This is a genomic window from Paraburkholderia sp. BL6665CI2N2 (genome assembly GCF_004366535.1).
Taxonomy (GTDB): domain Bacteria; phylum Pseudomonadota; class Gammaproteobacteria; order Burkholderiales; family Burkholderiaceae; genus Paraburkholderia.
On sequence record NZ_SORC01000001.1, the window covers coordinates 2,236,411 to 2,263,333 of the forward strand.

Genomic DNA, 26,923 nt, shown 5'->3' on the forward strand with positions numbered 1-26,923 from the left:
CAGCGCATTCAAAGGATTCCATCATGTTAAATCCGCAACCCGTTCCGTCGTACCTGATCCAGTCCGAAGCGGTACGCGAGCGTTTCGACCGCCTGAAATCGCGCGAGGTGATTCTGGAGGTGCGCGACCTCGGCAAGCGCTTCAAGGCGGCGCAAGGCGAGTGCACGGCGCTCGACGGCATCAGCTTCAAGACGCACCGGCGTGAGTTCGTCTGCGTGATCGGACCGTCGGGCTGCGGCAAGTCCACGCTGGTGCGCATTCTCGCCGGCCTGGAGGCGCAGACGAGCGGCAGCGTGCTGCTCGACGGCAAGCCGGTGCAAGGGCCGGGCGCCGACCGCGGTATGGTCTTTCAGGGCTACACGCTGTTTCCGTGGCTGACGGTCAAGAAGAACGTCATGTTTGGTCTGAAGATGAACGGCCACAGCACCCTGCATGCGGAACGCGAGGCGCTGCAATGGCTCGATCTGGTCGGTCTGACGAAATTCGCCAATGCCTATCCGCATCAGTTGTCGGGCGGTATGAAGCAGCGCGTGGCGATTGCCCGCGCGCTCGCCAACCGGCCGCGCATTCTGCTGATGGACGAACCCTTCGGCGCACTCGACGCGCAAACGCGCGCGAAGATGCAGACGCACCTGCTCGATATCTGGCGCAACATCGACGTGACCGTGCTGTTCATCACGCACGACCTGGATGAGGCGATCTTTCTCGCCGACCGGATACTGGTGCTGAAGGCGAATCCCGGCGAGGTGCAGGAGTTGATCGAAGTGCCGGTGCCGCGGCCGCGCGACTATTCGCAGGTCACTTCGCCGGAGTTTCTGGCGACCAAGGCGCGGCTCGAAGCCTTGATCCATCCACCTACGGAGGCCCGCGACGAGGAGGACGATGTGGTCAAACCGCACATGATCCGTATGACCGATGTCGCGGATAACGTCGAGTAGGCGGCAGCGCATCGACATTACCGGATCGTAATCGCCCGTTGTGGTGCTTGACGGTATGATTCCACCGTCAATGCCACGCGGAGCAACCGATGCGAATCCTGGTGATCGAGGACGAGCTGAAAACAGCGGCCTACCTCAAGAAGGGCCTGGAAGAGTCCGGCTATGCGGTCGATGTGGCCAACGACGGCCCACAAGGGCTGATCCTCGCGCTGGAAGAAGAGTACGACGTGATCGTGCTCGACGTGATGCTGCCGGGCATGGACGGCTGGACCGTCGTCAAGACCTTGCGCGCGAAGCGCACCACGCCCGTGCTGTTCCTGACCGCGCGCGACGACATCGACGACCGCGTGCGCGGCCTCGAACTCGGCGCGGACGATTACCTCGTCAAACCTTTTGCCTTCGTCGAACTGCTGGCGCGCGTGCGCACGCTCGCGCGCCGGGGCCCGCCGCGCGAAAGCGAACTGATCAAGGTGGGCGATCTGGAAATGGACGTGAACCGCCGTCGCGTGAAGCGGGGCGGCACGCGTATCGACCTCACGCCGCGTGAGTTCTCGCTGCTGCAACTGCTCGCGCGCCGCCAGGGCGAAGTGCTGAGCCGCACGCAGATCGCGTCGTATGTGTGGGACATGAATTTCGACAGCGACACCAACGTGGTCGAAGTCGCGATCCGCCGCTTGCGCACCAAGATCGACGACAACTTTCCCGTCAAGCTGATCCACACCGTACGCGGCGTGGGCTACGTGCTCGAACTGAAGGACACTGCCTGATGCGCGGCCGCTCGCTTGCCGCGGCGCTCGCGCTGGCGTTCGGCGCCACCACGCTGACGGTTTTCGTGCTGGTCGGTAGTTTCCTGTATATAGCGCTCGAAAAGCAGATCAAGGCGCAGGACAATCTCGACATCGTGCTCGCCGCGCGTCACGCACGGCGCCTCGCTGAGGAACTGGAGTCGGCGCAAAGCCTGCGCGACCATAGCGAGCGTTTGACTAGCGTTGTGCTCGGCAACGAAGCGCTGTCGATGGAAGTGTTCGATCCCGACGGCAAGCGCGCGATCGAGCACAATATCGCCGGCGCGCTTGCCGCACCGGATGCGGCGAGCGGCGCCGCGACCGTCGCAGGGTTGCCGCCGCTCACGCGCGTGGCCGCGACGGCGCGCATCACCGAGGCCGATATCGGCGACTGGACTGGCCGTAACGGCGCGCCGATCCGCGGCATTTTCACGGACGCACGGCTGCGTAACGGCGACACGGCGAGCCTGCTGGTGGCGCGCAACATGAGCGACCGCTGGCGGCTGCTGGACCGTTACCGCGACAAGCTCAACATGGCGGGCGTGGCCGGCGTGGTGCTGGCCATGCTGCTCGGCTACCTGCTGATTCGCGCCGCGCTGCGGCCGTTGCGCGATATCGCGGCGAGCGCGAGCCTCGTCACGGTGAACCGCCTCGATACGCGAATCGCGGTGGCGCGCGTGCCGAGCGAACTCGAAGCTCTGGTGGCCTCGCTGAACGCGATGCTCGAACGCGTCGAGCACGGGTTCCAGCGTCTGTCGCGTTTCACCGCCGACCTCGCGCACGACATGCGCACGCCGCTCAGCAACATGCGCGGCGCCGCTGAAGTCGCGCTCGCGCGGCCGCGCTCCGTCGACGACTACGAAACGCTGCTCGCCTCGAATCTGGAAGAGTGCGACCGGCTCTCGCGCATGATCGAGAGCGTGCTGTTTCTGGCGCGCGCCGAGCATCCGCAGTTCGTCAAACAACTGCGCGAGTTCGACGCGGCGCAGGAGTTGACTCACATCGCCGAGTATTTCGAAGGCATTGCCGAAGATGCGGATGTGCGTTTGCGCGTGAGCGGCACGGCCAGCGTGACGGCCGATCTCGAGTTGTTCCGCCGCGCCGTGAGCAATCTGCTCGCCAACGCCATTCGCTACACGCCGCCGGGCGGCGAGATCGTGCTGGACGCCGGTGCGTCGGCCGAAGCCGTGCGCGTGAGCGTGGAAAACCAGGGACAGCCGATTCCCGCCGAGCATCTCGAACGGATTTTCGACCGCTTCTATCGGGTCGATCCGTCGCGCAGTTCGCTGCCGTCTTCAGGAGTGTCGCAAGGGTCCACGGGATCGACCGGGCTCGGGCTTGCCATCGTGCGCACGATCATGGAGCTGCACGGCGGCTCCGTGCATGCGGAAAGCGATGCGCGCAGTACGCGGTTCGTGCTGAGGTTTCCGCGCGCCAGCTAGATCGCAAAACCTTACTCGCGCCATCTGGCAGGCACCGCGTTCAAGCATTTCACCGCGGTGCCATCGCCAGAATTCGCGGACCCTCCGCTTACATCGACCCCACCGCGCTCTTGCCTTCGTCACCCCACGTGCCACCCAACGCCTTCAGCAACAGCACACTCGACTCCAACTGCCGCGCGGCGATCTGATCCGCGAAGCGCTGGTTCGTCAGCGCGATCGTCTGGGCGGTCACCACGTCGAGGTAGCTGACCGCGCCCGCGTTGAAGCGGTTCGTCGTGAGCCGCAGTGACAGGTCCGCGGCCGTGGTGGCGCGCTGCTGGCTGGCGGCTTCGTCGGCGAGGGAGTGCAGGGCGGACAGGTTGTCCTCGACCTGCTGGAACGCCACCAGCACCGACTGTCGATAGTCCGCGACCGCGCCGTCGTATTGCGCGGTGGCGCCATGCAGGCTGGCTTTGCGTTTGCCGCCGTCGAACAGCGTGCCGGCCAGCTGCGGACCGAGCGACCAGAACAGGCTCGGCGCGCTCAGCCATGGCGCGAAAAACGTGCTTTCGAGCCCGGCGCTTGCGGACAACACCAGATCGGGAAAGAACGCCGCGTGGGCCGCGCCGATCTGCGCATTCGCCGACGCCACGCGCCGTTCGGCCGCGGCGATGTCGGGGCGCCGTTCCAGCAATTGTGACGGCACGCCAATCGGAATTGCGGGCGGCGCCGCGGCCGAGCCGTTCGGCGGCAGCGTGAAGGTCGATGCCGGTTCGCCGATCAGCGTCGCGATCGCGTGCAGCATCTGCGCACGCGTCACGTCGATGTCGGTGTCTTGCGTGCGCGTCGCTTCGAGTTGCGTCGTGGCCTGCGCGACGGCGGAGGCATCGATCGCGCCGTTTTTCAACTGCTGCTGCAACAGATTTAACGCGGCGGCGTAGGCATTCACGCTGTCGTCGAGCAGCTTCTTCTGCGTGTCGAGCGAGCGCAGCGAGAAATAGTCGACGGCCAGATCGGCGCTCATCGACAGGCGCACGCCTTCGAGGTCCGCCTCGCTCGCCTGAGCGTCCGCCTGCGCGCCGTTCACACTGTCGCGTATTTTCCCGAACAGGTCCGGCTCCCAGCTCGCCGCAACGCCCGCGGAATAGTCCGGCACGGTCTTGCCCGCGAGCGATTTACCTTCGATGTTCTGCGAGGTCCGAAAACGCTGCTGCGCGGCACCGGCGGTGACGGTCGGGAAGAAACCGGCACGCTGATAGTCCACCATTGAGCGCGCCTGCTGGACCTGCGCGACCGCCTTGCGTACGGTCTGGTTCGACACGTCGATGCGCGCCTCCAGTTCGTTCAGCACGGGATCGTTGAAGATCGTCCACCAGGGGCCGCGCGGCGTGGCGTCGGCCGGCGCGGCCTGCGCCCAGCCGGGCGCGGCGCTCGCTTGCACAGCGCCCGTAGGCACAGCTCCCGTATGCACGGCGCCCGCGTACTGCGCTGGAATGTCGGCGCTCGGACGTTGATAGGCAGGCAGGGTCGAGCACGCGCTGAGCAGCGCACCGATCAGCGTGGCCGCTAGCGTGCGACGCGGCAACGGCCGTGAAAGAGACAGGTTGATCATCGACAAATCCTTTATCTGACGAAGCACTCAGCCGTGCACGGCCGGCATGATCTGGACCATCTGGCCGCTAGCGATCGAATCGCCAGGGTTGTCGATCACGCGGTCCGAGGCGGCGAGTCCCGTCGTGATTTCCACGTGCGTGCCGAAATCGCGGCCGATCTGCACGGTCTTGAGCAGCGCCCGGCCATTGTTGTCGACCACGGCGACCGTCACACCGTCCGGACGGAACAGCAGCGCGCTGACCGGCAGATCGAGCGCCGGCGTGGTCGATTGCAATTGCAGATGCACCTGCGTGTAGGCGCCGGGCATCAACGCGCCGTCCTTGTTGTCGACGTCGATCTCGACGCGCAGCGTGCGGCTCGACGGATCGATCGAACCGGTGCTGCGCGCCACCTTCGCCGCGATATGGCGGCCCGGATACTGCTGCGCGGTCAGATACACGGCCGTGGCCGGCGTCACGTACGGCGCCTCGTTCTGCGGTACATCGACGAACACACGCAGCACGCCGTTCTGCTGGATATGGAACAGCTCGCCCGACATGCCCGCGGCGCCGGGCGTGCCGCCCGCCGTCACCAGCGCGCCGACGTCGACGTTGCGCGCGGTGATCACGCCGTCGAACGGCGCGGTGATCTTCTCGTACGAGACGAGTTCGGCGAGATGCGCGACATTGGCCTGCGCCGACGCCAGCATCGCGCGACGCGCTTCCATATCGCTGACCTTGCTGTCGGCGTCCTGTTGCGCGACCGATTGGGTCTTGAGCATGTTCTGCCAACGCTGCGCGGTGGTTTTCGCGTAGTCGAAATTGGCCTGTGCGGTGGCTTCGTCGGCGCGGGCCTGGCGCAGTTGCGCGTCCAGATCAGGGGCTTCGATCGTCGCGAGAACCTGGCCGCTCTTCACCTGCGCGCCGATGTCGGTGTTCCAGTGAGCGAGGTAGCCGCTGGTGCGGGCATAGATGGATGCTTCGGCGAACGGCGTGACGGCGCCGGGCAGCAGCAGTTCGTTGACGGCCGGCGCGGGGCGCGGTTTGACCACCGACACGCTGAGCATGCTTTGCGCTTGCGTTTGCTCCGTGAGCGCGGCGCTCGCATGCAGACGCGGCACGATGCCGATGATCAGCAAGACCGCTGCAAGACCGCTGAGCGCGAAGGGCCAGAGACGGCGGTGCGTTCCGGCGTTTGTCTCGCGGTGGGAACCGGCGTCGCCGGCCGCCTGGTCACGCTTGTCACGCGTGGATTCGGCGGACGGGGCGGTATGCGCGCGCGCGCCGCGGTCTGATTCCCGCGCGGCTGAAGCTGCTGGCGCGGGGTCAGCAGCATGAGCGGCGTCTGGCGCGCGAGTTTCAGCGGCGTTGGCAACCTGTTCGGGCTGCCCACCCAACTTCGGCGGAAGTGATGAATCGTTCATAAAAAAGGTCTCGTCGAAATCAAAGAGTGCGGGCGGCGACGGCGGATTCTGCTTTTTCGCTGCGTGCCGCGCGGCGTTTGTCGAGCCACGCATGCACCATCCCGTAGACGACGGGCACGAACAGCAAGGTCGACACCGTGCCGAGCGCGAGGCCGCCGATCACGGCACGGCCGAGCGGCGCGTTCTGTTCGCCGCCGTCGCCGAGGCCGAGCGCCATCGGCAGCATGCCGATCAGCATGGCGAGGGCCGTCATCAGCACCGGCCGGAAGCGGCTGAAGCCGGCTTCGAGCGCGGCCTGCAACGGCGGCTTGCCGCCGTGGTGAAGTTCACGCGCGGTGTTGACGACCAGGATGCTGTTAGCTGTGGCGATGCCGATGCACAGAATGGTGCCGGTGAGCGCCGGCACGCTCAGGCGGGTGCCGGTGCTGAACAGCATCCACGCAATGCCGGCGAGCGAACCCGGCAAGCCGCTGATCGTGATGAACGGGTCGAGCCACGACTGGAAGTTGACCACCATCAGCAGATAGACGAGGCCGATGGCGAACACGAGGCCGCTCGCCAGACCGCTGAACGAATCGTGCATGGCCTGCACCTGGCCGCGTACGACGATGGATGCGCCCGGCGGCAATTGCGGCCGGATCTGCTCGACCAGCCGGTTGACGTCCGCCGCCACGCCGCCGAGATCGCGCCCTTGCGCCGACGCGAAGATATCGAGCACCGGTTGCACGTTGTAGTGCGAGACGACGGCTTGCTGCGTGCCGCGTGTCAGCGTGCTCAGCGCGCCGAGCAGGTTCTGCGGCGCGGGCCCCACGCCGTTCGCCGAGAATGAGGCCGTGGCCGCTGCCGTCGTCGCCGCGCCGCCGCTCTGCGCGACCGGAATATTGGCGAGCGCCTGCAACGAGTTGATGTCGTACTGCGGCATCATCGCCACCAGCGGATAGCTCACGCCGTTGCGCGGATCGAGCCAGAAATTCGGCGTGGTCTGCGAACTGCCGGAGAGCGCGATCAGCAGGTTCTGCGATACCTCACGCTGCAACAGGCCGGCCTGAATCGCCCGGGTGCGGTCGACGTTGACGTTGATCGCGGGCGCGTCGCCGGGCTGTTGAATGCGCGCATCGACGAGACCGCGCACGCCGCGCAGTTGCGCGAGCAAACGGTCCGCCACCACGCGGTTGGCGTCGAGCTTGTTGCCGACGATCTGGATATCGATCGGCGCGGGCAGGCCGAAGTTGAGAATCTGGCTGACGATATCGGCGGGCAGGAAGGCGAACGTGACGCCGGGGAAGTCCTTGGTCAGCGTGTTACGCAGCGTCGCGACGTATTGCGCGGTCGGCTTGTGTTTCGGCGCGAGCGTGATCATCACGTCGGCATCTTCGGGGCCGATCGGGTCCGACGAGTCATAGGTCAGATTGATGCCGCTCACCGGCACGCCGATGTTATCGAGCATCGCCCCGAGTTCCTGCTTCGGGATCACATCGCGCACGCGGGCTTCGACCTGGTCGGTGATACTTGCGGTGTCCTCGATGCGCGTGCCGGTCGGCGCGCGCAGATGGAGGCGGATTTCGCCGGTGTCCACAGCCGGGAAAAAGTCGCGGCCCGCGAACGGGACCAGCGCGAGCGAGCCGAGGCAAAGCACAAGGAAGATCGCAATGAAGCGCTTCGGGCTCGCTATCGCCGCGCCGAGCACGCCGCGATAGCGTTCGCGCAACCGTTCGAAGCGCTGCTCGAAGCCGGCCTGAAAGCGGATCAGGCGCGCAACCGGACCGTTGCCGCTGGCGGGCGCGTTGCTGCGGGCGCGCATCAGATACATAGCGAGCGTCGGCACCAGCGTGCGCGAGAAGAAGTACGACGCGATCATCGCGAACACCACTGCTTCGGCGAGCGGCACGAACAGATAGCGCGCGACGCCGGAGAGCAGGAACATCGGCACGAACACGATACAGATCGACAGCGTCGAGACGAAGGTCGGCACGGCGATTTCACCGGAACCGTTCAGGATCGCGTCCTGCAACGGCTCGCCGTTCTCCAGATGATGCGTGATGTTTTCAATGGCGACGGTGGCGTCGTCGACGAGAATTCCCACGGCGAGCGCGAGGCCGCCGAGCGTCATGATGTTGATGGTCTGGCCGAGCGCGGACAGCGCGATCAGCGAGGTCAGCACGGCGAGCGGAATCGACACCGCGATGATCAGCGTGGCGCGCCAACTGCCGAGAAACAGCAGGATCATCATGGCGGTGAGGGCGGCAGCGATCAGCGCCTCGCGCGCCACACCCACCACGGCCGACTTCACGAACACGGATTGATCGGACAGCGCGGTGATATGCAGCGCGCTCGGCAGGCCGGCCGCGATATGCGGCAGCATCGCCTTGACCTGCTGGATGATGGTCAGCGTCGAGGTGCTGCCGGATTTTTCGATGGTCAGGAGCGCGGCGCGTTTGCCGTCGCTGCGCACGATGTTGGTCTGCGGCGCATAGCCGTCGCGTACATGGGCGACGTCACGCACGTACACCACGCCGCCGGCCACGGTCTTGATCGGCAGATCGTTTAACGCGGCCACCGTGTCGGTGCTGCCGTTCATCTGCACGTTGTATTCCTTCGTGCCGATCTTCGCCGTGCCGCCCGGCAGAATCAGGTTCTGCGCATTGACCGCGTTGACCACGTCGAGCGGGGCGAGGCCCTTGGCCTGCAACGCGCGCGGATCGATATCCACCATGATCTGCCGCACCTTGCCGCCGAACGGCAGCGGCACCGAGGCGCCTTGCACCGTCGCCAGTTGCGTGCGGATCTGGCTGTTGCCGAGATCGTAGAGTTGCTGTTCGGAGAGCGTGTCGCTGGAGAGGCCGAGTTGCAGGATCGGCACCGTCGAGGCGTTATACGTAATGATGTTCGGCGGCAACGTGCCGGGCGGCAGTACGCGCAGGATCGACGCCGAATTGGATGCCGCTTCCGCAATCGCGCGATTAATGTCCGCGCCCGGATGGAAAAAGATTTTCACTACCGAAACGCCGTTCAGCGATTGCGACTCGATGTGCTCGATATCGTCGACGTCCGAGGTCAGCGCGCGTTCGTAGTTCGATGTGATGCGACTGGCCATGTCTTGCGCCGAGAAGCCGTTATAGCTCCAGACGATGCTGACCACCGGGATATCGATGTTCGGAAAGATATCGGTCGGCGTGCGCAGTATCGCGAGCGGGCCGACGATAAAGATCAGCACGGCGAGGACCACGAAGGTATAAGGGCGGCGCAGCGCCAGCCGGACAATCCACATGACGGGTTCCTGAAAAAAGGCCGATGGAGGCACGCGCCGATGCAGTGCTGCGAGGCGCGTGACGCGGGCTTCGTAAGTCAGGAGTGTGGCGGGGCGGCGCTGACGGGCTGCCGTCGGTTAGATTACCGTTCTGTTATGTGAGCGCTGAAGTGAATGCGCATAGATGTGGCGCGGCTTCGCGTGGCGTATCGCCAGCCGTGCATAGATAACAGAACGGTAATCTGAAGGTCAGTGCCCGGACAGGGGAAATGACAAGAATGGGAGGCGTGTTGCTACCCAGTCATTGCTTGCCCCTACCCGGAGAGACATCATGAAATTGCTTAACGCTGTTGCCGTCACCGCGCTCAGCCTGGCATTCGGCGCGAATGCCTTTGCGCAAACCAGCACGTCAGGTCTGACGCGCGCCGATGTGACGGCGCAGCTGAAGCAGGCACAGGCAGAAGGGCTGGTGCCGTCCCATGATGAAGAGTATCCGCCGACGGATGCCGAAATAGCGCGAAACCGGGAGTTTTATGCGATCGAGCACCGCGCGGATAACACCGCAACGGTGCGCGCCGCGCAGATGCCGTCGGTGAATGGCGAGCCGGTTTCGAACTGAGCCAATTCACCGCCGTATCAAACCGGCTGCTTCCGGCTGGCAGCAGATTGCCGATGCTACGGCCGATCCCGGCTGCGTGCCCGCGTCGCGCCGGTAATCACAGCGACGCCGAGCAGAATGACCGCCACGATGGCAATCGTATGCTGCGCGACGTGCATGGCCATCAATCCCCATGACACGCCGCCGATCAGAATGATCCAGCCAACCAGGTAAATAAGCAGGGTCATCTTTTCTCCTCGTTCGAATCGACGCAGTAGGTCTATCGAGTAGCAGGATTCGCGCCCGACGCCGGCCTGTCGCGCCGGCGTCGGGAAGCGGAAGGAGAGAAGTGCGATGACAGAGCGCGGGCCGTCTGCCTCAACCGCAAGCCGGCGCGGCCTTCTTGCACGCATCCGCCAGTTGCGGCGGCGGGTCCTTCTTGAACACGGTCTTATAAGACTCGAGCACGTTCGACTGAACCACCGGCAACGATTGCACGCCGATCCACGCCGGCGGCGTCTGGCCGATCAGCGCCTTCATCATCGCCATGGCCTCGGCAACGCCCTGATCGTACGGGCGCTGCGAGCCGGTCGCCTTGAGCGGTCCGCCCTTGGCGATTTCGATCGCGGATTGCAGGCCGAGATCGACCGTCGTCATGGGAATGGTCACGCCTTGCGCGCGCATCGACGTCAGCGTGTCGAGAGCCGGCTGATCCCACACGGCGAACAGGCCCTTCACGTCAGGATTGCCAGTGAGGAAGTCGCCCGCGATCTGGCCGACTTTAGACGGGTCCGTGAAGGCGACCTGCTTGATCTTGATGTCCGGACGGTTTTTCTTCAGCCAGTCGTTGACGGCCTTGGTGCGCTCCGTCGTGCTGAAGTAGTCGACGCCGAAATTCACGAGCCCGACCGTTGCGCCTTGCGGCACGCACGAGGCGAGCACTTTCGCCGCGATCTGGCCGTTGCCTTCGCTATCCGCCGAAATCATCGCCGAGTATTCTTCCGGATGCTTCAGGCCGGTCGGCACGTTGTCCATGAACACGAGCTTGATGCCGGCCGCGGACACTTTCTTGTAGGTGGCGGCCGTCGCCGTGCCATCGACCGGAATCGAGATGATGCCGTTCGGGTGGCGCTGGATCGTGTTCTCGATATCGGCGATCTGCTTGTCGACCTGATATTCCGCCGACGCCGTGCCGATCACTTCCACGCCGTACTTCTTCAGCGTATCGGTGATGCCCGCCACCTGAAGTTGCGACCAGTCGAGGTTCATGGTCTGCATCGAAATGCCGACCTTGAACTTGCCGGCCTTGATCTTGGCGATGTCGGCGTCGGTCAGTTTCACGGCATCCACCGACGCGGCTTTTTCGCCGTTCGGTCCTTGCCCGACGATACCCTTAGGCCCCATCGAGCCCGCCGGTATGCCGGTCACGCATTGTGCGTAAGCACCCGGGGAAGCCAGACAAGCGACGGCGGCGACCGCCATGACACTGGCTAACGCTATTCTTGAACCACGACGTTGTTTCATGTTTCTCCTCCGTTGGTCTTCATGTCCGCGCTTCACGTCTTCACGTCCGAACTGCCTTGCTTCTCTACTTTCTTTGTTGCCTACTTCCTCGTAAACGCAACCGCCGCGACGATGATCACGCCTTTAATCACCAGTTGCAGCGATGAACTCACGCCGAGCAGCACCAGCCCGTTATTGAGCGTGCCGATGATCAGACTGCCGAGCAGCGTCCCCAGCACGAAGCCGCGTCCGCCGAACAGACTGCAGCCGCCGAGCGTGACCGATGCGATCACATCCAGCTCCATGCCTTGCACGACGTCGGGCCGCGCCGCATGCGAGCGCGCCGAGAGCACGAGCGCGGCGAGTCCGGCCAGCATGCCGGTGAGAATGAAGGCGAGGGTGGTCACGCGCCGCGTGTTGATGCCCGAATAAAGCGCGGCGGTTGGATTGCCGCCGGCCGCGTAAATCTGCCGGCCGAACACGCTGTAGTGCAGCAGCAGAATGCCGGCGATCACGGCGAGCAGCGTCCAGATAATCGGCACCGGCACGCCGAAAATATCGCCCTCGCCGAAGATCGAGATGAACGAGTCGTTATCGATGATCACGGGCTTGGTGGTCGTCACCATCAGCGCGAGTCCGCGCGCGGCGCTCAGTGTGCCGAGCGTGACGAGAAACGAAGGAATGTTGACACGTGTGGTCACGATTCCATTGATCGCGCCGACGATCGCGCCGGTGCCGATCCCGGCAATCGCGCCGATCACCCAGTTGTTGCCCACGTACGCCATGGCGAGCGCCGCTGACATGCCCGAGAGCGCCAGCGTCGAGCCCACGGAAAGATCGATCTGCCGCGCGATGATCACGAAGGTCATGCCGATCGCGATGATCGAGACGAGCGCGGTTTGCCGGCCGATATTCAGGAAGTTATCGATGGACAGGAACCACGGCGACGCGAAGCTGAACACCACCAGCAGGATCGCGAACGCGGCATACAGCGCATATGGCCGGTCGCCTTGCAGCAGGGCTTGCGCGATGCGCCGCATACGGCTTTTCTGCGGCGGCGACGCCTGCCGTTCGGCCGTCAGCGGCGAGACAGATTCATTCATGTTACGGGCGCCTCGAGCGAAGAACGGGAAAGTTGGATCAGGTGATGCAGCGCTTCAGCATTGGCGAGTTCCGCGCGCTCCACGGTATTGACGATGCAGCCGTCCGCGATGATCGATATGCGGTCGCACAGGCGCAAGAGTTCATCCAGATCCGACGAGACGATGAGCACACCGGTGCCCGCCTGCGCGGCATCGTTCACCACGCCGTAGATTTCCTCGCGCGCGCCGACATCCACGCCAACGGTCGGTTCGTCGAGCATGAGCAACTTGGGGCGCGGATGATTCCACTTCGCGAAGACCACTTTCTGCTGATTGCCGCCGGATAAGAACTTGACCGCGGTCGATGAGTTGGGCGCTTTCACGGCCAGCTCTTTCATGGAACGCTTCGCCTGCTGAACGGCGGCCTGACTGCGCAGCCATCCCCAGCGAGAAAAATGCGGCAGTCGCGGCAGCGTCAGATTGCGTTCGATCGAATGATCGAGCACGAGCCCTTCGAGGTGACGATCCTCCGGCACCAGTGCCATGCCAAGTTGAATCGCCTCGGCGGGTGCGATGCGCGAGCGCGTTCGAGCGTCGAATTCGATGCAGCCGGCGTCGACGGATCGAAGGCCAAAGATGGTTTGCAGAATCTCGGTGCGTCCGCTGCCGATCAACCCCGCGAGTCCGTGGACTTCGCCGCGGCGAACCACGAGATCGATGTGATGCAAGCGGTCGTTGCTGACGTTCGATAACCTGAGTACGGGCGCGGTGTCGGCGTTGGACGCCCGTTCGGATGCCGGCAACGCGCCTGCGGTAGTGGCAACCACGGCGGCTCCATCGCCCACCGCCGTTTTCTGCCGCGCCTGCAACGCGGCATGAGCAGGACCGACGATCGCCGCCACCAGTTGCTTCATATCCGTTTGCGCGGTCTGGAATGTGCCGGCATTCGCGCCATCGCGGAACACGGTCACGCGCTGCGAAATCCTGAACACCTCGTTCAACCGATGCGTCACGTAGATCACGCCGACGCCGCGAGCCGTGACCGCGCGAATCGCGTCGAACAGAATCTGCTCTTCGCCGCCGGTCAACGCGGACGTGGGTTCGTCGAGAATCAGTACGCGCACTTCGCCCATCAGCGCTTTGCAGATCTCGGTCATTTGCCGGTAAGCGAAGGGCAGCGAGCCGACCGGCACTTTCGGATCGAGTGGAATGCCATGCGAACGCAGGAACTCGCCGACCGTGGCCATGAGCTGGCGATTCTTCACGAAGCCCAGACGCGTGCGCGGTTCGCGGCCCAACATGAGATTGGCGCCGACCGACAGCGATTCGACGAGACTCAAATCCTGATAGACCACGGCGACACCCGCATCGCGCGATTGCGCCGGCGAGTCGAACGCGACGTCCTGGCCGGCGATTTCGATGACGCCCTCGTCATACGCATGCACACCGCTCAGGATCTTGATCAGCGTGGATTTGCCCGCGCCGTTTTCGCCGAGCAGCGCGTGGACTTCGCCGGGCAGCACTTCGAGGTTGACGCCGCGCAGCGCGTGCACGCCACCGAATCGTTTGGTGACGCCCGCAACACGGATCAATGGAACCTGAGGCGATGACGCGGCCGCGACCGCAACCGGCTCACTCATCTGGCATGTCTCCTTCGTCCACGCGACGAAATTCTTTTCTTTGTATAACGCTTACCGGCCGGAACCGTGTTGTGATCTTCGCATCATGAATATGGTGCGTCAATAACATTCACAGGCGTTCGCCGGGCTCATCCGCTTGATGATGTAACGATTGCTCGCAAAGCTTGTTATGATTCTATCAATCGTTGTAGCATAAGTGCGAACAAATTGTCGGCGGCTGTTGTGCGTCGCATCATATTTTCGGATGTCTTATGCCAGAAGCCCCATTGCAGTCTTCATCGGTCGTCGCGCTGCGCGGCACACCGATCGTTCATCCCGAGCGCAATCCCGGCATGCCGTTCGACGCCTCCTGGCTCGACGGCTTGCGCGTCAACCAGTCGGCGGTTGAACGGCGCACCGCCACACTCGGCACGCGCCGCAGCGTCAAGAAAGATGCGCAGGCGGCCTGGCTGCTCAAAGCCGTCACCTGCATCGACCTCACCACGCTCAACGGCGACGACACCGAAGGCCGCGTGCGGCGGCTCTGCGCGAAGGCGCGGCAACCGGTGCGCGCCGATCTGCTCGAAGCGCTCGGCATCGCGCCGCAAGGCATCACGACGGGCGCGGTGTGCGTGTATCACCGCTTCGTCGCGGCGGCGGTCGATGCCCTGCACGGCAGCGGCATTCCGGTTGCCGCGGTCTCCACGGGTTTTCCTGCAGGCTTGATTCCGCATCCGCTGAAGCTCAAAGAGATCGAGGCCTCGGTCGCGGACGGCGCACAGGAAATCGACATCGTCGTCACGCGTGAATATGTGCTCACCGGCAACTGGCAGGCGCTGTACGACGAAGTGCGCGACTTCCGCGCGGCCTGCGGCCCGGCGCATCTGAAAACCATTCTTGCCACCGGCGACATCCGCACGCTTTCGAACGTGGCGCGCGCGTCGATGGTCTGCATGATGGCCGGCGCCGACTTCATCAAGACATCCACGGGCAAGGAAGGCGTCAACGCGACGCTCGACGTCTCGCTCGTGATGGTGCGCATGATCCGCGAATACCAGGAACGTACCGGCGTGCTGATCGGCTTCAAGCCGGCGGGCGGCGTGTCGACTGCGAAGTCCGTCCTGTCATATCAGATCCTGATGAAAGAAGAACTCGGCCGTGCGTGGCTCGAACCGGAACTTTTCCGGATCGGCGCGTCGAGCCTGCTGGCCGATATCGAACGCCAGCTCGAACATTACGTGAGCGGCCGTTACTCCGCTTTCAACCGTCACCCCGTAGCCTGAACAGAAGACCGATCCCATGAGCGTAGCCGAGTATTTTTCATCGATGGAGTACGGTCCCGCACCCGAGGACGATCAACCCGCGCGCGCCTGGCTGGCGCAGCATGAGCATGGCTTCGGGCATTTCATCGGCGGCGCGTGGCATGCGCCGGCGGCGGGCGAGCGCTTCGCATCGAACGCGCCCGCGACCGGCGAGCAGCTCGCCCAGGTCGCTCAAGGCGACGCGGCCGATATCGACGCCGCCGTAGCCGCCGCGCGCGCCGCGCAGCCGGGCTGGCTCGCGTTGGGCGGCGCCGGACGGGCACGGCATCTGTACGCGCTGGCCCGCATGGTGCAGCGTCATAGCCGGCTGTTCGCGGTGCTCGAAGCGCTCGACAACGGCAAGCCGATCCGCGAAACGCGCGATATCGACGTGCCGCTCGTCGCGCGTCACTTTCTGCATCACGCGGGGTGGGCGCAGTTGCAGGAGAGCGAGTTCGCGGATTACGCGCCGCTCGGCGTGGTGGGTCAGATCGTGCCGTGGAATTTCCCGCTGTTGATGCTCGCGTGGAAGATCGCGCCGGCCATTGCCATGGGCAACTGCGTCGTGTTGAAGCCGGCTGAATACACGCCGCTCACCGCGTTGCTGTTCGCGGAACTCGCGCATCGCGCAGGCTTGCCGGCCGGCGTGCTAAACGTAGTGACCGGCGATGGACGCACTGGCGCCGCATTGGTCGAGCATCCGCAAGTCGACAAGATCGCCTTTACCGGTTCGACGGAAGTGGGCCGGCTGATCCGATCGGCCACGGCGGGTTCCGGCAAGTCGCTCACGCTCGAACTCGGCGGCAAGTCGCCCTTCATCGTGTTCGACGACGCTGATCTGGATGGCGCGGTCGAAGGCGTCGTCGACGCAATCTGGTTCAACCAGGGGCAGGTCTGCTGCGCGGGCTCGCGGCTGCTCGTGCAGGAAGGCATCGAAGCGCGTTTCATCGCCAAACTGAAACGGCGCATGGAGACGCTGCGCGTGGGCACGTCGCTCGACAAAAGCATCGATCTCGGCGCGATTGTCGATCCGGTGCAACTCGAACGTATCCAGTCACTGGTGGAAACCGGTCGGCGTGAAGGTTGCTCGGTCTGGCAGTCGCCTGATACGACGATGCCTTCCGGCGGCTGCTTTTTTCCGCCGACGCTCGTCACTGGTGTAGCGCCAGCTTCCACGCTCGCACAGGAAGAAATCTTCGGCCCGGTGCTGGTGACGATGAGCTTCCGCACGCCCGACGAAGCGATCGCGCTCGCCAACAACTCGCGTTATGGACTCGCCGCGAGCGTGTGGAGCGAAACCATCGGCCGCGCGCTCGACGTTGCACCGCGCCTCGCCAGCGGCGTCGTCTGGATCAACGCGACGAATCTGTTCGACGCGGCGGTCGGCTTTGGCGGCTATCGCGAGTCGGGCTATGGCCGCGAAGGCGGGCGTGAGGGCATCTACGAATATCTGAAACCGCGGGCGTGGCTCAAGCTTGCGGAGCGCCGTTTGGCGCCGGCCCCTGCGCGCAACGCGGAGACGCTCGACCCGTTGTCGAACGCCACCTCGATTGACCGGACCGCGAAACTGTTTATCGGCGGCAAGCAGGCGCGTCCTGACAGCGGCTATTCTCTGCCGGTGCATGCGCCGGACGGCTCGCCCGTCGGTGAAGTGGCCGCGGGCAATCGCAAGGACATCCGCAACGCGGTGGAAGCCGCGCGCGGGGCGCAGAAATGGTCGCAGGCGAGCACGCATAACCGCGCGCAAGTGCTGTTCTATCTGGCGGAAAATCTCGCCGTGCGCGCTGACGAATTCGTGCGCCAACTCGTCGTGCGAAACGGTGTGACGGAGGCCGCGGCGCGTGCCGAAGTGGATGCCTCCGTGCAGCGTCTTTTCACGTACGCGGCGTGGGCCGACAAGTTCGATGGCGCCGTGCATACGCCGCCGTTGCGCGGCGTCGCGCTGGCCATGAATGAGCCGCTCGGCGTGATCGGTATCGCCTGTCCGGACGAAGCGCCGCTGCTCGGCTTCGTTTCGCTGGCGGCGCCCGCGCTGGCGATGGGCAATCGCGTGGTGGTGCTGCCGAGCGAGGCGTCGCCGCTCACGGTCACCGACTTCTATCAGGTGGCCGAGACGTCCGACGTGCCCGGCGGCGTGCTGAACATCGTGACGGGTGAACGCGGCGCGTTGCTGCCCGCGCTCGTCAAACACGACGACGTCGACGCGGTCTGGTGCTTCGGCAGCGCGGCGGATTCGACGCTGGTCGAGCGCGAATCGGTCGGCAACCTGAAGCGAACGTTTGTCGATTACGGCCGCCAGTTCGACTGGTTCGACCGTGCGAGCGAAGGCCGGCCGTTCCTGCGCCAGGCGGTGCAGGTGAAGAACATCTGGATACCGTACGGAGATTGACTGGCTGATTCGCCAACCGTACCGAACGTCTTGAAGTAAAGACACGCACGCCAACCAGAAAATGGAGGAGACAACGTGCTGAAGAATCTGGATTTGTTGCTGCATACATTGGTGTTGTGCGCATGTGAAGCATCGACCCGAAGCCTCTTGAATCAGGCTGGATTGCCGCAAGGGGCGCCCACATGAACACGCCTTCGCAAGCAACTGGAAAAGGACGCGTCGTCATTCTCGGCATCTATGTGACCGATCTGACGTTTCGCGCCGGACGTATGCCGCAGATCGGTGAAACGATCGCGGGCACGGCGTTCGCCATGGGGCCGGGCGGCAAGGGCTCGAATCAGGCGGTCGCGGCTGCGCGGGTCGGCGCGGACGTGGTGTTCTGCACCCGCATCGGCAACGACGCGTTCGGCTCCATCGCACGCGCCACGTGGGCCGCTGAGGGCATCACGGCGCGCGCGTCGGTGATCGACGGCGTCTCGACGGGCGCGGCGCATATTTTCGTCGACGACAACACCGGCATGAACGCGATCATCGTCGCATCCGGCGCGGCCGGCACGATGGAGGCCGCCGACGTCGATGCGATCGAAGCCGACATCGCGTCGGCCCGCGTGTTCGTCACGCAACTCGAACAGCCGCTCGAAGCCGCGCGGCGCGGGCTCGAAGTGGCGCGCAAACACGGCGTGATCACCGTGTTCAATCCGGCGCCCGCCATGCCGCTCGACGACGCCATCTTCCCGCTGTGCGACTACATCACCCCGAATGAAACCGAAGCGACCGCATTGACCGGCGTGCCGATCGCGAACGCCGACGACGCCCGCCGCGCCGCCGACGTCTTGCTCGCCAAAGGCGTCGGCACGGCGATCATCACGCTGGGCGAGGGCGGAGCGCTGTTGCACTCGGCGACTCAATCGCACCTCGTGCCCGCGTATCGCTGCGGCCGCGTGGTGGAAACCGCCGGCGCCGGCGACGGCTTCACGGGCGGCTTCGCGGCAGCGCTCGCACGTGGCGACGACGCGATCACCGCATTGCGTTTCGGTTGCGCACTCGCCGGTATTTCCGTGACGCGTCCAGGCACGGCGCCTTCCATGCCGACGCTCGCCGAAGTGAATCAAGTGCTGAACCAGCCGGCCGGCGTATCCCAGCCATCCTGAACTGACCGTTTGCGAAGCCCGAAGGAGCGTGTCGTTACCATGAAGTCTGCGTTCACCGCTGGAAAACTGTTCGGCGACCGGCAACTGAATTTCCTGCTGATCGTCAACGTGCTGGTCGTGCTGGTCGCGACGTGGCTCTCGCGAGGCCAATTCGTCGACATCGACAATCTGCAGTCGATGGGCGGCCAGTTGCCCGAACTCGGCCTGCTCGCGCTCGGCATCATGCTCTCAATGGTGTCGGGCAACGGCGGCATCGATCTGTCCGGCGTCGGGCTCGCGAACCTGTCCGGCATGGTGGCCGCGCTGGTCGTGCCGCGCTTCGTCAATGGCGACGATTCACCCGCGCTATATACGTCGCTGTTCTGCGTGATCGTGGTCGCGATGGGTTTGGTTGGCGGCCTGTTGAATGGCGTGGTGATCGCCCGCCTCAGACTCACGCCGATTCTCTGCACGCTCGGCACACAACTGCTGTTCACCGGCTTTGCGGTGGTGCTCAGCAATGGCGCCTCGGTGCATGTCGATTACGTGGACCCGTTGTCGAATATCGGCAACGGTACGGTGTTTCAGGTGCCGATCGCATTCTGCATCTTTATCGCGGCGGTGATCGTGCTGGGGTGGCTGCTCAAGCGCAGTCCATTCGGCTTGCGTCTCTATCTGATGGGCACCAATCCGAAAGCGGCCTTCTATGCCGGCATTCCGCGCGCTCGCATGCTGATCACGACGTACGCGATGTGCGGCGTGCTCGCGTCGCTGGCCGGGCTGATCAGCGCGACGCATACGTCCAGCGCGAAATGGGACTACGGCAACTCCTATCTGCTGATCGCGATCCTGATCGCGGTGATGGGCGGGGTGAATCCTGCCGGCGGTCATGGCCGCATCATCTGCGTGTTCTTCGCCGCGACGGTGCTGCAGTTTCTCTCCAGCCTGTTCAATCTGATGGGCGTGTCGCAGTTTTTCGGCGACTGCGCGTGGGGTTTTCTATTGCTGCTGTCGCTGGCGTTTGCGGGCGGCGAACGGGTGCGCGCGATCTTCGGCTTCGGCGGCGGGACGGGCGCTTCGAATGCGGTGAGTTCAGCGAGTTCAACGCCAAAAAGTTAGCGGCGTTACATGAAGTTTCAGTACGCGGCGGACAGCGAGCCCAGGCTGTCCGTGACGGTGAAGTGGGCGACATCGAACGATAAAGGAGACATCGCATGAAATTGACTCGACTGGGTGCCGCGCTTGCGGCAGGGGCGCTGACGGTAGGCGTGATCGCCGCGGCGCAGGCTGCCACGAACGAAACGATCGTCACGGTCGTCAAGGTGACCGGCATCAACTGGTTCAACCGCATGGACGACGGCGTCAAGCAGTTCGCCAAGGACAACCCCAACATCAACGCGTATCAGACCGGGCCCGGCCGCGCGGACGCGGCGCAGCAACTGAAGATCATCGAAGACCTGATCGCCAAGAAGGTGACGGCCATTGCCGTGGTGCCCTACGATCCGCCGACGCTCGAACCCGCGCTGAAGAAGGCGATGGATCGCGGCATCAAGGTGGTCACGCATGAAGCGGACAACGCCAAAAACACGATGGTCGACATCGAGGCGTTCGACAACACCGCCTACGGCGCCGGCCTCAACGAGCGGCTCGCCTCGTGCATGCACGACGACGGCAAGTGGGCCGTGCTGGTCGGCTCGCTCGGCAGCCGCTCGCAGGTGCAATGGGCGGACGGCGGTATCGGCAACGCCAAGGCCAAATATCCGAAGATGAACCTGGTCGAGCCGAAGCTCGAAACCAACAACGACGGCGAGCGCGCCTATGAAGTCGCGAAAGAAGTATTGCGCAAGCATCCGGACCTGAAGGGCTTCCAGGGCTCGTCGTCGCTCGACGTGATCGGCATTGGCCGCGCGGTGGAAGAGGCCGGCATGCAGGGCAAGATCTGCGTCTACGGCACGGGTCTGCCGACGGAAGCAGGCAAGTTCCTCGAAAGCGGCGCGATCAACGGCATCGCGTTCTGGGATCCGAAGCTCGCGGGCATCGCAATGAACAAGGTCGCGCAAATGCTGGTGGACGGCAAGACGGTTGAAAACGGCGCCGACCTCGGCATTCCGGGCTACACGAAGGTGACGGTCGCTAAAGGTCCGGGCAAGGGCATCATCGTGCGCGGGCAGGGCTGGGTGAACGTCGACAAGTCGAACTACAAGCAGTATCCGTTCTGAACTTTGCGGCTTCCGGTTTTTTGTTTCATGTGTCATGGCGTCCTCGCAAGGGGACGCCTCAACCTGTGACTCGCTACAATGAATCAAGACGCAACCTCACCTAAGTCACCGCAGTCTGAAGCGTCGCAGCCGTTTCTGGAGGTTGTCGGCGTGCACAAGCGTTTCACCGGCGTGCATGCGTTGCGCGGCGTGAGTCTGTCGTTCGAGCGCGGGCAAATCTATCACCTGCTCGGCGAAAACGGTTGCGGCAAGAGCACGCTCATCAAGATCATTTCCGGCGCGCAGCCGCCCGACGAAGGCGAACTCGTGATCGAAGGCGTGCGGCATGCGCGGCTCTCCGCGCTCGAATCGCTCGCCGCCGGCATCGAGACCGTGTATCAGGACCTCTCGCTGCTGCCCAACATGAACGTGGCGGAAAACGTCGCGCTCACGTCGGAACTCGCTACCCATCAAGGCAAGCTGGTCCGCACCTTCGACCGGCGCGAGCTGGCCCGCACGGCCGCGCGCGCACTCGAAGCAGTCGGCCTGCCCGGCAACGCGGAGTTTCAGGCCACGCTGATCGAGCAATTGCCGCTCGCCACGCGGCAACTGGTGGCGATTGCCCGCGCGATCGCCAGCGAGGCGAAGTTCGTGATCATGGACGAGCCCACCACGTCGCTCACGCAAAAGGAAGTGGACAATCTGATTGCCGTGCTCGCCAATCTGCGCGCGCAGGGCGTCACCGTGCTGTTCGTGAGCCACAAGCTCGACGAATGCTATGCGATCGGCGGCGAAGTGATCGTGCTGCGCGATGGGCAGAAAATGGCGCAAGGACCGATCGCGCAATTCACCAAGGCGCAGATCAGCGAGCTGATGACAGGGCGGCATCTTTCAAATGAGCGCTATCGCGAAGGCGCACACGAGCCCAACGTCGTGCTTGAGGTGCGAGGCTATACGCGCGCCGGCCAGTTCAGCGATGTGTCGTTTGCGCTGCACGGTGGCGAGATTCTCGGCATTACCGGTTTGCTCGACTCGGGCCGCAACGAACTCGCGCGTGCGCTCGCGGGTGTCGCGCCGGCGCAATCCGGGCACGTGACGCTCGACGGCAAGACGGTTTCACTGCGCACGCCCTCGGACGCGAAGAATCATCGCATCGGCTATGTGCCGGAAGATCGCCTGAACGAAGGGCTTTTTCTCGACAAGCCGATTCGCGACAACGTGATCACCGCAATGATCTCGAGCCTGCGCGACCGCTTCGGCCAGATCGACCGCGTCCGCGCGCAGGCGCTTGCGGAGCAGACGGTAAAGGATTTGCAGATCGCCACGCCGGGTGTCGACAAGCCGGTGCAATCGCTGTCGGGCGGCAACCAGCAGCGCGTGCTGATCGGCCGCTGGCTCGCCATCGACCCACGCGTGTTGATTCTGCATGGACCGACGGTCGGCGTCGACGTCGGCTCGAAGGACATCATTTACCGCATCATGCAGCGCCTGTCGCAACGCGGCATCGGCATCATTCTGATCAGCGACGATTTGCCCGAACTGCTGCAGAACTGCGACCGCATCCTGATGATGAAAAAAGGCCGCGTGGCCAGCGAATATCAGGCCGACACGTTGAGCGAAGCCGATCTGTATCACGCGCTTCTTTCGGAAGCCGCATAAAGGACGTTCCCATTTATGAACTCGCGCATCGATTCGCGCCTGAACCAGACCATGACCACCCCGACCGTCGTCGAAGTCGCCCCCGAGGTCAAGCCGCCGAGCTTGCGGGCCAAGCTCGCGCGCAATCCCGAATGGTTCACCCTGGCATTGATCGTGGTGACGTGCCTGATTGTCGGCGCGATCAATCCGCGCTTCTTCCAGTTGGCGACGCTGTTCGACCTGTTGCATTCCGCGACCACGATGTCGCTGTTCGCTCTGGGCACGCTCGTGGTGCTGGCCTCCGGCGGGATCGACGTGTCGTTCACTGCGATTGCCGCGCTGACCATGTACGGCATCACCAAGGCCGTCTTCGCCTGGTGGCCGGATGCGCCGTTCGCGCTGATCCTGATCGCGGGCGCGCTCGGCGGCGTCGTGCTCGGCATTGTGAACGGGTTGCTGGTGCATCGGCTGAAGGCGCCTTCGCTGATCGTCACGATCGGCACACAGTATCTGTATCGCGGGCTGCTGCTGACGTTCATCGGCACGACGTTCTTCATGAACATTCCGCACAGCATGGATCATTTCGGCCGCATTCCGCTGTTTTTCTATCACACCGCTGACGGCCTGCGCGCCGTGCTGCCGGTATCGGTCGTCGCGTTGGTGGCGGCCGCGGTGGTCACGTGGTGGTTGCTGAATCGCACGATGATGGGACGCGGCGTCTATGCGATGGGTGGCAGTCTCGCGATTGCCGAGCGGCTCGGCTACAGCCTGCGCGCGATCCATCTGTTCGTGTTCGGCTACACCGGCATGCTGGCCGGCATAGCGGGCATTCTGCACGTGTCAAATAACCGGCTCGCCAATCCGTTCGATCTGGTGGGCACCGAACTCGACGTGATCGCCGCTGTGATTCTGGGCGGTGCGCGCATTACGGGCGGCACGGGGACGGTGGCCGGCACGTTGCTCGGCGTCGTGCTGGTCACGCTGATCAATAGCGTGCTGATTCTGGTGGGCGTGCCGAGCACCTGGCAGAAGGTGATTATCGGCGCGTTCATTCTGGTCGCCGGGACGCTGTTCGCCTTACAGCGCAAGAACTGAAGATTGAAGCTGCGGCCTCCGCGTTGCTCGCTGAGGCCGCAAAATGCAGAGGTGAGGAAGCGCGCCTAACGGCGCTTGCGATGCTCCTGTCCTTTCTCGGTGATGATGGAATCGAAGTCGTCCACTTGCGAGAAACGCACGGCTTTCACCACGCCGAACTTGCTCTGGTCCACCACCAGATGCCGCTCGACCGCGCTCGCCATGGCGGCCTGTTTCAGCGCGACCTCATGAAAATTCCAGCATGTCACGCCGCGCGCCGCGTCCACGCCGCCGGCTGAAATGAACGCCTTGTTGATACCCATGCGGCGCAACATCTCCAGACTTTCTTCGCCCGCGAACGAATCGGACGAAGGGACATAGACGCCGCCCAGCAGAATCATTCGCACGTTGGGTTTGCGCCGCAAAATCTCCGCGACGTTCAGCGAATAGCACACCACCGTGACATGCCGCTCGACCGGAATCAGCCTGGCCAGCGTGGTGAGCGTCGTGCCGCAGTCGATGAATAGCGTCTCGTTGTTGCCGATGAGTCCCGCCGCGATTGCCGACGCCTCGGCCTTGGCCTGCGCGAAGTGATCTTTCTCTTCTTCGAGTGAATAGCCGGCGTTATTGGGGACGTCGGTCGCGCTGACGATGTAGCCGCCGAGATACGTGAATCGCTCGGGACTGCCGGCGATGTCGCGCCGGACAGTCATTTCCGAAACGCCCAGCAGGCCGGCGGCGTCGCGCAGGCGCATCACGTTTTGCCTGCCCAGTGCTTCGGCAAGGGCGCGGAGGCGGTCGGGTTTCAGCATGGAGCTCCTGTCGCGCAGTGAGGAAGGGCGTTATGTTTTGTTCGATTTGGTGAAAGAATTATAACAAGAGGCGGTGCGCACGGCGAGCGGGATATCGGTTGTTTGGACGGCCGCCGGCATGTGCTGGCGCGTTTTCGTACTGCCGAGCGAGGAAGAAGTGCCGAGGTCAAATGGCGGATAGCTTTCTTCTCGAAGTCCACTCACGCGGCCATAGAATTTCATAGCGTTAATTGGCTAGATGAAGCAGGGCTCTATTGGTGAGCAGCGATTGCGCGGGACACGATTGTATTCAGAATGAATGCATCATTTTTAATCCGCACCGCATTACGCGATTCATTCATTTACATTTCTGTAAGCCTCGTTATAATCCGAACGCTTACGTCGCGGCTTTTTTGCGGCCGGAGAAAAACTGACAACGTCGCGTGGAAAACGGATCACGATAATGGCTGGCGGACAAAATATCAAAACTCTGTGCGAGAACCACTGGGCGCGATGGAAAGCCGATTGCAGCGGCTTCCTGAAGGCCGTCGCGGCGGACCTCGATATCACGTTGACGGGTGATGCGAACAGCATTATCGACACGATCGGCCGCGCCCCGTGGACTCAACTCGGCTCGGATGCCGATAAGGCCGTTGCTTATGCGGGACTCGGCTATCTGGTGGTTGCCGGATTGAAGGCGACGCATCACGGCCATGTGGTGATTGTCATGCCGGGCCAATCGAAACCTTATCCGCTCGCGTATTGGGGCCGATATGGCGGCGTCGGACGGAAAAACACCGCCATTAACTTTTCCTGGTCGCATGCGGATCTCGCGAACGTCCAGTATTACGCTATCAAGCCATGAAGCAGAGTCTTATCACGCGAGCGGTCATGGCCGCTGCCGGTCTGTTGATTGCGGCTCCGGTTGCCATCGCGCAATCGTGTCATTACAACGAGGTGAATCCCGGCACGGGCAAGCTCAGCGTCGGCGACCTGTCCATCGATCTGGGTCAGAGCGACGGCACGGAGAGTCCGACGGCCTGGCTCGGTCCGCTCACGCTAAGCCGTGCGGGTGGCGCGCCGTGCTCCGTGGACCCGAACGTCAGCATCGTCGAGCGGCCGCTTTACTCGAACGGCAAGCAGCTTCTCGTCTCCACGTATTCCGGCAGCGAGCAGGTGGTCTACGCGATCGATGCGTCGACCTGCAAGATCCAGTGGAAAAGCGATTCGTTTTCCGGCAAGGTCAAACTGAGCGGCAACCGGTTGCAGATGGATAAGCGCAAGGTGAAATTGGGCTCCGACTGCACACCTTAAGGCGGCTTGCCAGAGTGTGCTGCATATTCAACTCGCTCAAGTCGCGTTTGAAGATCAGGCAGGCGCACCGCGCGACTCCTGCGTGTCCGTCGCGAGATATCGGCCCGGCGTCGTTCCCATTGTTCTGCGGAACATATCGATAAACGCGCTGACGTTGTCGTAACCCAATTCGAGCGCGATCGTCGTTACGGGTACGCCATCCGCGACGAGTTCAAGCGCGCGCAGCAAGCGCGCCTGTTGACGCCATTGCGCGAACGACATGCCTGTCTCGCTCACGAAGCGGCGACTCAGCGTGCGCGGCGCGAGACCGGCCCACGTCGCCCATTCTTCCAGACGCCGGTTATCGGACAGATCGCTAACCAGCGCGTCCGTGATCCGCACCAGCCTCGGGTCTTCCGGGCGCGGCAAATCGAGCGATTCCTCTTTCGACGCTATCAACTCGTCGACGATCACCTCTGCAATCCGCGTCTGCCCCTGATCGAGTTCCACCCCCGGCCATGTGGCGACGCGCCTCACCGCTTCGCGCAGCAAAGGCGTGGTTTTGATCGCGCGCGACTCACGCGGCAACTGCGCGCAGCGGTGCTCGGTAATGAAAACACTCCACCCTGAGAACGGGCCATACGAGCGAACCGAGTGGACGCAATGCGGCGGAATCCAGATCGCGTGAGTGGCCGGCACGACCCAATGGCGCTTATCGAGCCCGACCGATACAAGCCCGTTCAACGCGCCCATGAGTTGTCCGCGCGCGTGACTATGCGACGACGTCGCGCGCGCCTCGCTCTGCGTCAATTCCGCCGCGGCGAGGAACGGCCCTTCGGGCGATGTGACGAGATCCGGTCGGATTAATTGCTTCGGCATGGCTGGAACACCGTATTGAAT

General features: G+C 63.7%; 22 protein-coding genes. 13 read left to right on the forward strand and 9 right to left on the reverse strand.

Annotation, left to right across the window (positions count from 1 at the left end; genetic code table 11):
- The first annotated feature begins 23 nt into the window (after positions 1-23).
- From B0G81_RS10040 to B0G81_RS10050, 3 genes are all read left to right on the forward strand, one after another.
- A complete protein-coding gene (locus tag B0G81_RS10040) occupies positions 24-938 on the forward strand; it encodes an ABC transporter ATP-binding protein (protein WP_134134932.1) in 915 nt (304 codons plus the stop codon).
- A gap of 89 nt (positions 939-1,027) precedes the next feature.
- Positions 1,028-1,705 carry a heavy metal response regulator transcription factor gene (locus B0G81_RS10045; protein ID WP_121310547.1) on the forward strand — a complete coding sequence of 226 codons (678 nt, stop codon included), beginning with the start codon at positions 1,028-1,030 and terminating at the stop codon, positions 1,703-1,705.
- Positions 1,705-3,165, forward strand: a complete 1,461-nt coding sequence (locus B0G81_RS10050) for a heavy metal sensor histidine kinase (RefSeq protein WP_134134934.1) — start codon at positions 1,705-1,707, stop codon at positions 3,163-3,165. The genes B0G81_RS10045 and B0G81_RS10050 overlap by 1 nt, the downstream gene beginning before the upstream one ends.
- An 88-nt stretch (positions 3,166-3,253) precedes the next feature.
- Here the strand turns inward: B0G81_RS10050 and B0G81_RS10055 are convergent, their stop codons facing one another.
- The 3 genes from B0G81_RS10055 to B0G81_RS10065 are packed head-to-tail and all read right to left on the reverse strand — an operon-like array spanning position 3,254 to position 9,428.
- On the reverse strand, positions 3,254-4,756 hold the full coding sequence (locus tag B0G81_RS10055; protein ID WP_134134936.1) for an efflux transporter outer membrane subunit: 1,503 nt from the start codon (positions 4,754-4,756) through the stop codon (positions 3,254-3,256).
- 27 nt (positions 4,757-4,783) lie between these two features.
- On the reverse strand, positions 4,784-6,160 hold the full coding sequence (locus B0G81_RS10060) for an efflux RND transporter periplasmic adaptor subunit (protein WP_134134938.1): 1,377 nt from the start codon (positions 6,158-6,160) through the stop codon (positions 4,784-4,786).
- Positions 6,161-6,179: 19 nt separating this feature from the next.
- A complete protein-coding gene (locus tag B0G81_RS10065) occupies positions 6,180-9,428 on the reverse strand; it encodes an efflux RND transporter permease subunit (RefSeq protein ID WP_134134940.1) in 3,249 nt (1,082 codons plus the stop codon).
- A gap of 310 nt (positions 9,429-9,738) precedes the next feature.
- Between B0G81_RS10065 and B0G81_RS10070 the strand changes: the two genes are divergently transcribed.
- Complete coding sequence (locus B0G81_RS10070) at positions 9,739-10,026, forward strand: DUF4148 domain-containing protein (RefSeq protein WP_134134942.1); 288 nt, start codon at positions 9,739-9,741, stop codon at positions 10,024-10,026.
- Between the two features lie 56 nt (positions 10,027-10,082).
- On the opposite strand, the gene B0G81_RS43555 is transcribed toward B0G81_RS10070, so the two are convergent.
- From B0G81_RS43555 to B0G81_RS10085, 4 genes are all read right to left on the reverse strand, one after another.
- The gene (locus tag B0G81_RS43555; protein ID WP_166678947.1) at positions 10,083-10,253 is read right to left on the reverse strand and encodes a hypothetical protein; all 171 of its coding nucleotides are present in this window, start codon (positions 10,251-10,253) and stop codon (positions 10,083-10,085) included.
- Between the two features lie 130 nt (positions 10,254-10,383).
- Positions 10,384-11,529: a substrate-binding domain-containing protein gene (locus B0G81_RS10075; protein WP_134134944.1), complete on the reverse strand. Its 1,146-nt coding sequence runs from the start codon at positions 11,527-11,529 to the stop codon at positions 10,384-10,386.
- 80 nt (positions 11,530-11,609) lie between these two features.
- Positions 11,610-12,611 carry an ABC transporter permease gene (locus tag B0G81_RS10080; RefSeq protein ID WP_106308951.1) on the reverse strand — a complete coding sequence of 334 codons (1,002 nt, stop codon included), beginning with the start codon at positions 12,609-12,611 and terminating at the stop codon, positions 11,610-11,612.
- Positions 12,608-14,230, reverse strand: coding sequence for a sugar ABC transporter ATP-binding protein (locus B0G81_RS10085; RefSeq protein WP_134134946.1), 1,623 nt, complete (start codon positions 14,228-14,230; stop codon positions 12,608-12,610). The genes B0G81_RS10080 and B0G81_RS10085 overlap by 4 nt, the downstream gene beginning before the upstream one ends.
- A 251-nt stretch (positions 14,231-14,481) precedes the next feature.
- On the opposite strand from B0G81_RS10085, the gene deoC reads away from it, so the two are divergent.
- The 7 genes from deoC (at position 14,482) to B0G81_RS10120 (ending at position 23,960) form a co-directional block, all read left to right on the forward strand.
- Positions 14,482-15,492, forward strand: coding sequence for a deoxyribose-phosphate aldolase (gene deoC / locus B0G81_RS10090; protein ID WP_106277976.1), 1,011 nt, complete (start codon positions 14,482-14,484; stop codon positions 15,490-15,492).
- 16 nt (positions 15,493-15,508) lie between these two features.
- Positions 15,509-17,899, forward strand: a complete 2,391-nt coding sequence (locus B0G81_RS10095) for an aldehyde dehydrogenase family protein (protein WP_134134948.1) — start codon at positions 15,509-15,511, stop codon at positions 17,897-17,899.
- Positions 17,900-18,081: 182 nt separating this feature from the next.
- A complete protein-coding gene (gene rbsK / locus B0G81_RS10100; protein WP_116144849.1) occupies positions 18,082-19,050 on the forward strand; it encodes a ribokinase in 969 nt (322 codons plus the stop codon).
- 39 nt (positions 19,051-19,089) lie between these two features.
- The gene (locus B0G81_RS10105; protein ID WP_106277972.1) at positions 19,090-20,148 is read left to right on the forward strand and encodes an ABC transporter permease; all 1,059 of its coding nucleotides are present in this window, start codon (positions 19,090-19,092) and stop codon (positions 20,146-20,148) included.
- A 95-nt stretch (positions 20,149-20,243) separates the two neighbouring features.
- The gene (locus tag B0G81_RS10110; RefSeq protein ID WP_012427059.1) at positions 20,244-21,248 is read left to right on the forward strand and encodes an autoinducer 2 ABC transporter substrate-binding protein; all 1,005 of its coding nucleotides are present in this window, start codon (positions 20,244-20,246) and stop codon (positions 21,246-21,248) included.
- A gap of 78 nt (positions 21,249-21,326) precedes the next feature.
- Complete coding sequence (locus B0G81_RS10115; protein WP_134134949.1) at positions 21,327-22,886, forward strand: sugar ABC transporter ATP-binding protein; 1,560 nt, start codon at positions 21,327-21,329, stop codon at positions 22,884-22,886.
- 15 nt (positions 22,887-22,901) lie between these two features.
- Positions 22,902-23,960, forward strand: coding sequence for an ABC transporter permease (locus tag B0G81_RS10120; protein WP_116144841.1), 1,059 nt, complete (start codon positions 22,902-22,904; stop codon positions 23,958-23,960).
- Between the two features lie 65 nt (positions 23,961-24,025).
- Here B0G81_RS10120 and B0G81_RS10125 read toward each other — a convergent pair whose 3' ends face one another.
- Positions 24,026-24,751: a DeoR/GlpR family DNA-binding transcription regulator gene (locus B0G81_RS10125; protein ID WP_106277967.1), complete on the reverse strand. Its 726-nt coding sequence runs from the start codon at positions 24,749-24,751 to the stop codon at positions 24,026-24,028.
- A 442-nt stretch (positions 24,752-25,193) separates the two neighbouring features.
- On the opposite strand from B0G81_RS10125, the gene B0G81_RS10130 reads away from it, so the two are divergent.
- Both B0G81_RS10130 and B0G81_RS10135 read left to right on the forward strand, forming a co-directional pair.
- Positions 25,194-25,595, forward strand: coding sequence for a hypothetical protein (locus tag B0G81_RS10130; protein ID WP_199730203.1), 402 nt, complete (start codon positions 25,194-25,196; stop codon positions 25,593-25,595).
- Complete coding sequence (locus B0G81_RS10135; RefSeq protein WP_134134952.1) at positions 25,592-26,044, forward strand: hypothetical protein; 453 nt, start codon at positions 25,592-25,594, stop codon at positions 26,042-26,044. The genes B0G81_RS10130 and B0G81_RS10135 overlap by 4 nt, the downstream gene beginning before the upstream one ends.
- A gap of 54 nt (positions 26,045-26,098) precedes the next feature.
- Here the strand turns inward: B0G81_RS10135 and B0G81_RS10140 are convergent, their stop codons facing one another.
- Positions 26,099-26,902, reverse strand: coding sequence for a helix-turn-helix transcriptional regulator (locus B0G81_RS10140; protein WP_134134954.1), 804 nt, complete (start codon positions 26,900-26,902; stop codon positions 26,099-26,101).
- Between the last annotated feature and the right edge of the window lie 21 nt (positions 26,903-26,923).

What these genes read in the sequence shown, in the direction of transcription:
- B0G81_RS10040 (WP_134134932.1), top strand. Translation starts at nt 24, where the DNA reads ATGTTAAATCCGCAACCCGTTCCGTCGTACCTGATCCAGTCCGAAGCG.
- B0G81_RS10045 (WP_121310547.1), top strand. Translation starts at nt 1,028, where the DNA reads ATGCGAATCCTGGTGATCGAGGACGAGCTGAAAACAGCGGCCTACCTC.
- B0G81_RS10050 (WP_134134934.1), top strand. Translation starts at nt 1,705, where the DNA reads ATGCGCGGCCGCTCGCTTGCCGCGGCGCTCGCGCTGGCGTTCGGCGCC.
- B0G81_RS10055 (WP_134134936.1), bottom strand. Translation starts at nt 4,756, where the DNA reads ATGATCAACCTGTCTCTTTCACGGCCGTTGCCGCGTCGCACGCTAGCG.
- B0G81_RS10060 (WP_134134938.1), bottom strand. Translation starts at nt 6,160, where the DNA reads ATGAACGATTCATCACTTCCGCCGAAGTTGGGTGGGCAGCCCGAACAG.
- B0G81_RS10065 (WP_134134940.1), bottom strand. Translation starts at nt 9,428, where the DNA reads ATGTGGATTGTCCGGCTGGCGCTGCGCCGCCCTTATACCTTCGTGGTC.
- B0G81_RS10070 (WP_134134942.1), top strand. Translation starts at nt 9,739, where the DNA reads ATGAAATTGCTTAACGCTGTTGCCGTCACCGCGCTCAGCCTGGCATTC.
- B0G81_RS43555 (WP_166678947.1), bottom strand. Translation starts at nt 10,253, where the DNA reads ATGACCCTGCTTATTTACCTGGTTGGCTGGATCATTCTGATCGGCGGC.
- B0G81_RS10075 (WP_134134944.1), bottom strand. Translation starts at nt 11,529, where the DNA reads ATGAAACAACGTCGTGGTTCAAGAATAGCGTTAGCCAGTGTCATGGCG.
- B0G81_RS10080 (WP_106308951.1), bottom strand. Translation starts at nt 12,611, where the DNA reads ATGAATGAATCTGTCTCGCCGCTGACGGCCGAACGGCAGGCGTCGCCG.
- B0G81_RS10085 (WP_134134946.1), bottom strand. Translation starts at nt 14,230, where the DNA reads ATGAGTGAGCCGGTTGCGGTCGCGGCCGCGTCATCGCCTCAGGTTCCA.
- deoC (WP_106277976.1), top strand. Translation starts at nt 14,482, where the DNA reads ATGCCAGAAGCCCCATTGCAGTCTTCATCGGTCGTCGCGCTGCGCGGC.
- B0G81_RS10095 (WP_134134948.1), top strand. Translation starts at nt 15,509, where the DNA reads ATGAGCGTAGCCGAGTATTTTTCATCGATGGAGTACGGTCCCGCACCC.
- rbsK (WP_116144849.1), top strand. Translation starts at nt 18,082, where the DNA reads ATGAACACGCCTTCGCAAGCAACTGGAAAAGGACGCGTCGTCATTCTC.
- B0G81_RS10105 (WP_106277972.1), top strand. Translation starts at nt 19,090, where the DNA reads ATGAAGTCTGCGTTCACCGCTGGAAAACTGTTCGGCGACCGGCAACTG.
- B0G81_RS10110 (WP_012427059.1), top strand. Translation starts at nt 20,244, where the DNA reads ATGAAATTGACTCGACTGGGTGCCGCGCTTGCGGCAGGGGCGCTGACG.
- B0G81_RS10115 (WP_134134949.1), top strand. Translation starts at nt 21,327, where the DNA reads ATGAATCAAGACGCAACCTCACCTAAGTCACCGCAGTCTGAAGCGTCG.
- B0G81_RS10120 (WP_116144841.1), top strand. Translation starts at nt 22,902, where the DNA reads ATGAACTCGCGCATCGATTCGCGCCTGAACCAGACCATGACCACCCCG.
- B0G81_RS10125 (WP_106277967.1), bottom strand. Translation starts at nt 24,751, where the DNA reads ATGCTGAAACCCGACCGCCTCCGCGCCCTTGCCGAAGCACTGGGCAGG.
- B0G81_RS10130 (WP_199730203.1), top strand. Translation starts at nt 25,194, where the DNA reads ATGGCTGGCGGACAAAATATCAAAACTCTGTGCGAGAACCACTGGGCG.
- B0G81_RS10135 (WP_134134952.1), top strand. Translation starts at nt 25,592, where the DNA reads ATGAAGCAGAGTCTTATCACGCGAGCGGTCATGGCCGCTGCCGGTCTG.
- B0G81_RS10140 (WP_134134954.1), bottom strand. Translation starts at nt 26,902, where the DNA reads ATGCCGAAGCAATTAATCCGACCGGATCTCGTCACATCGCCCGAAGGG.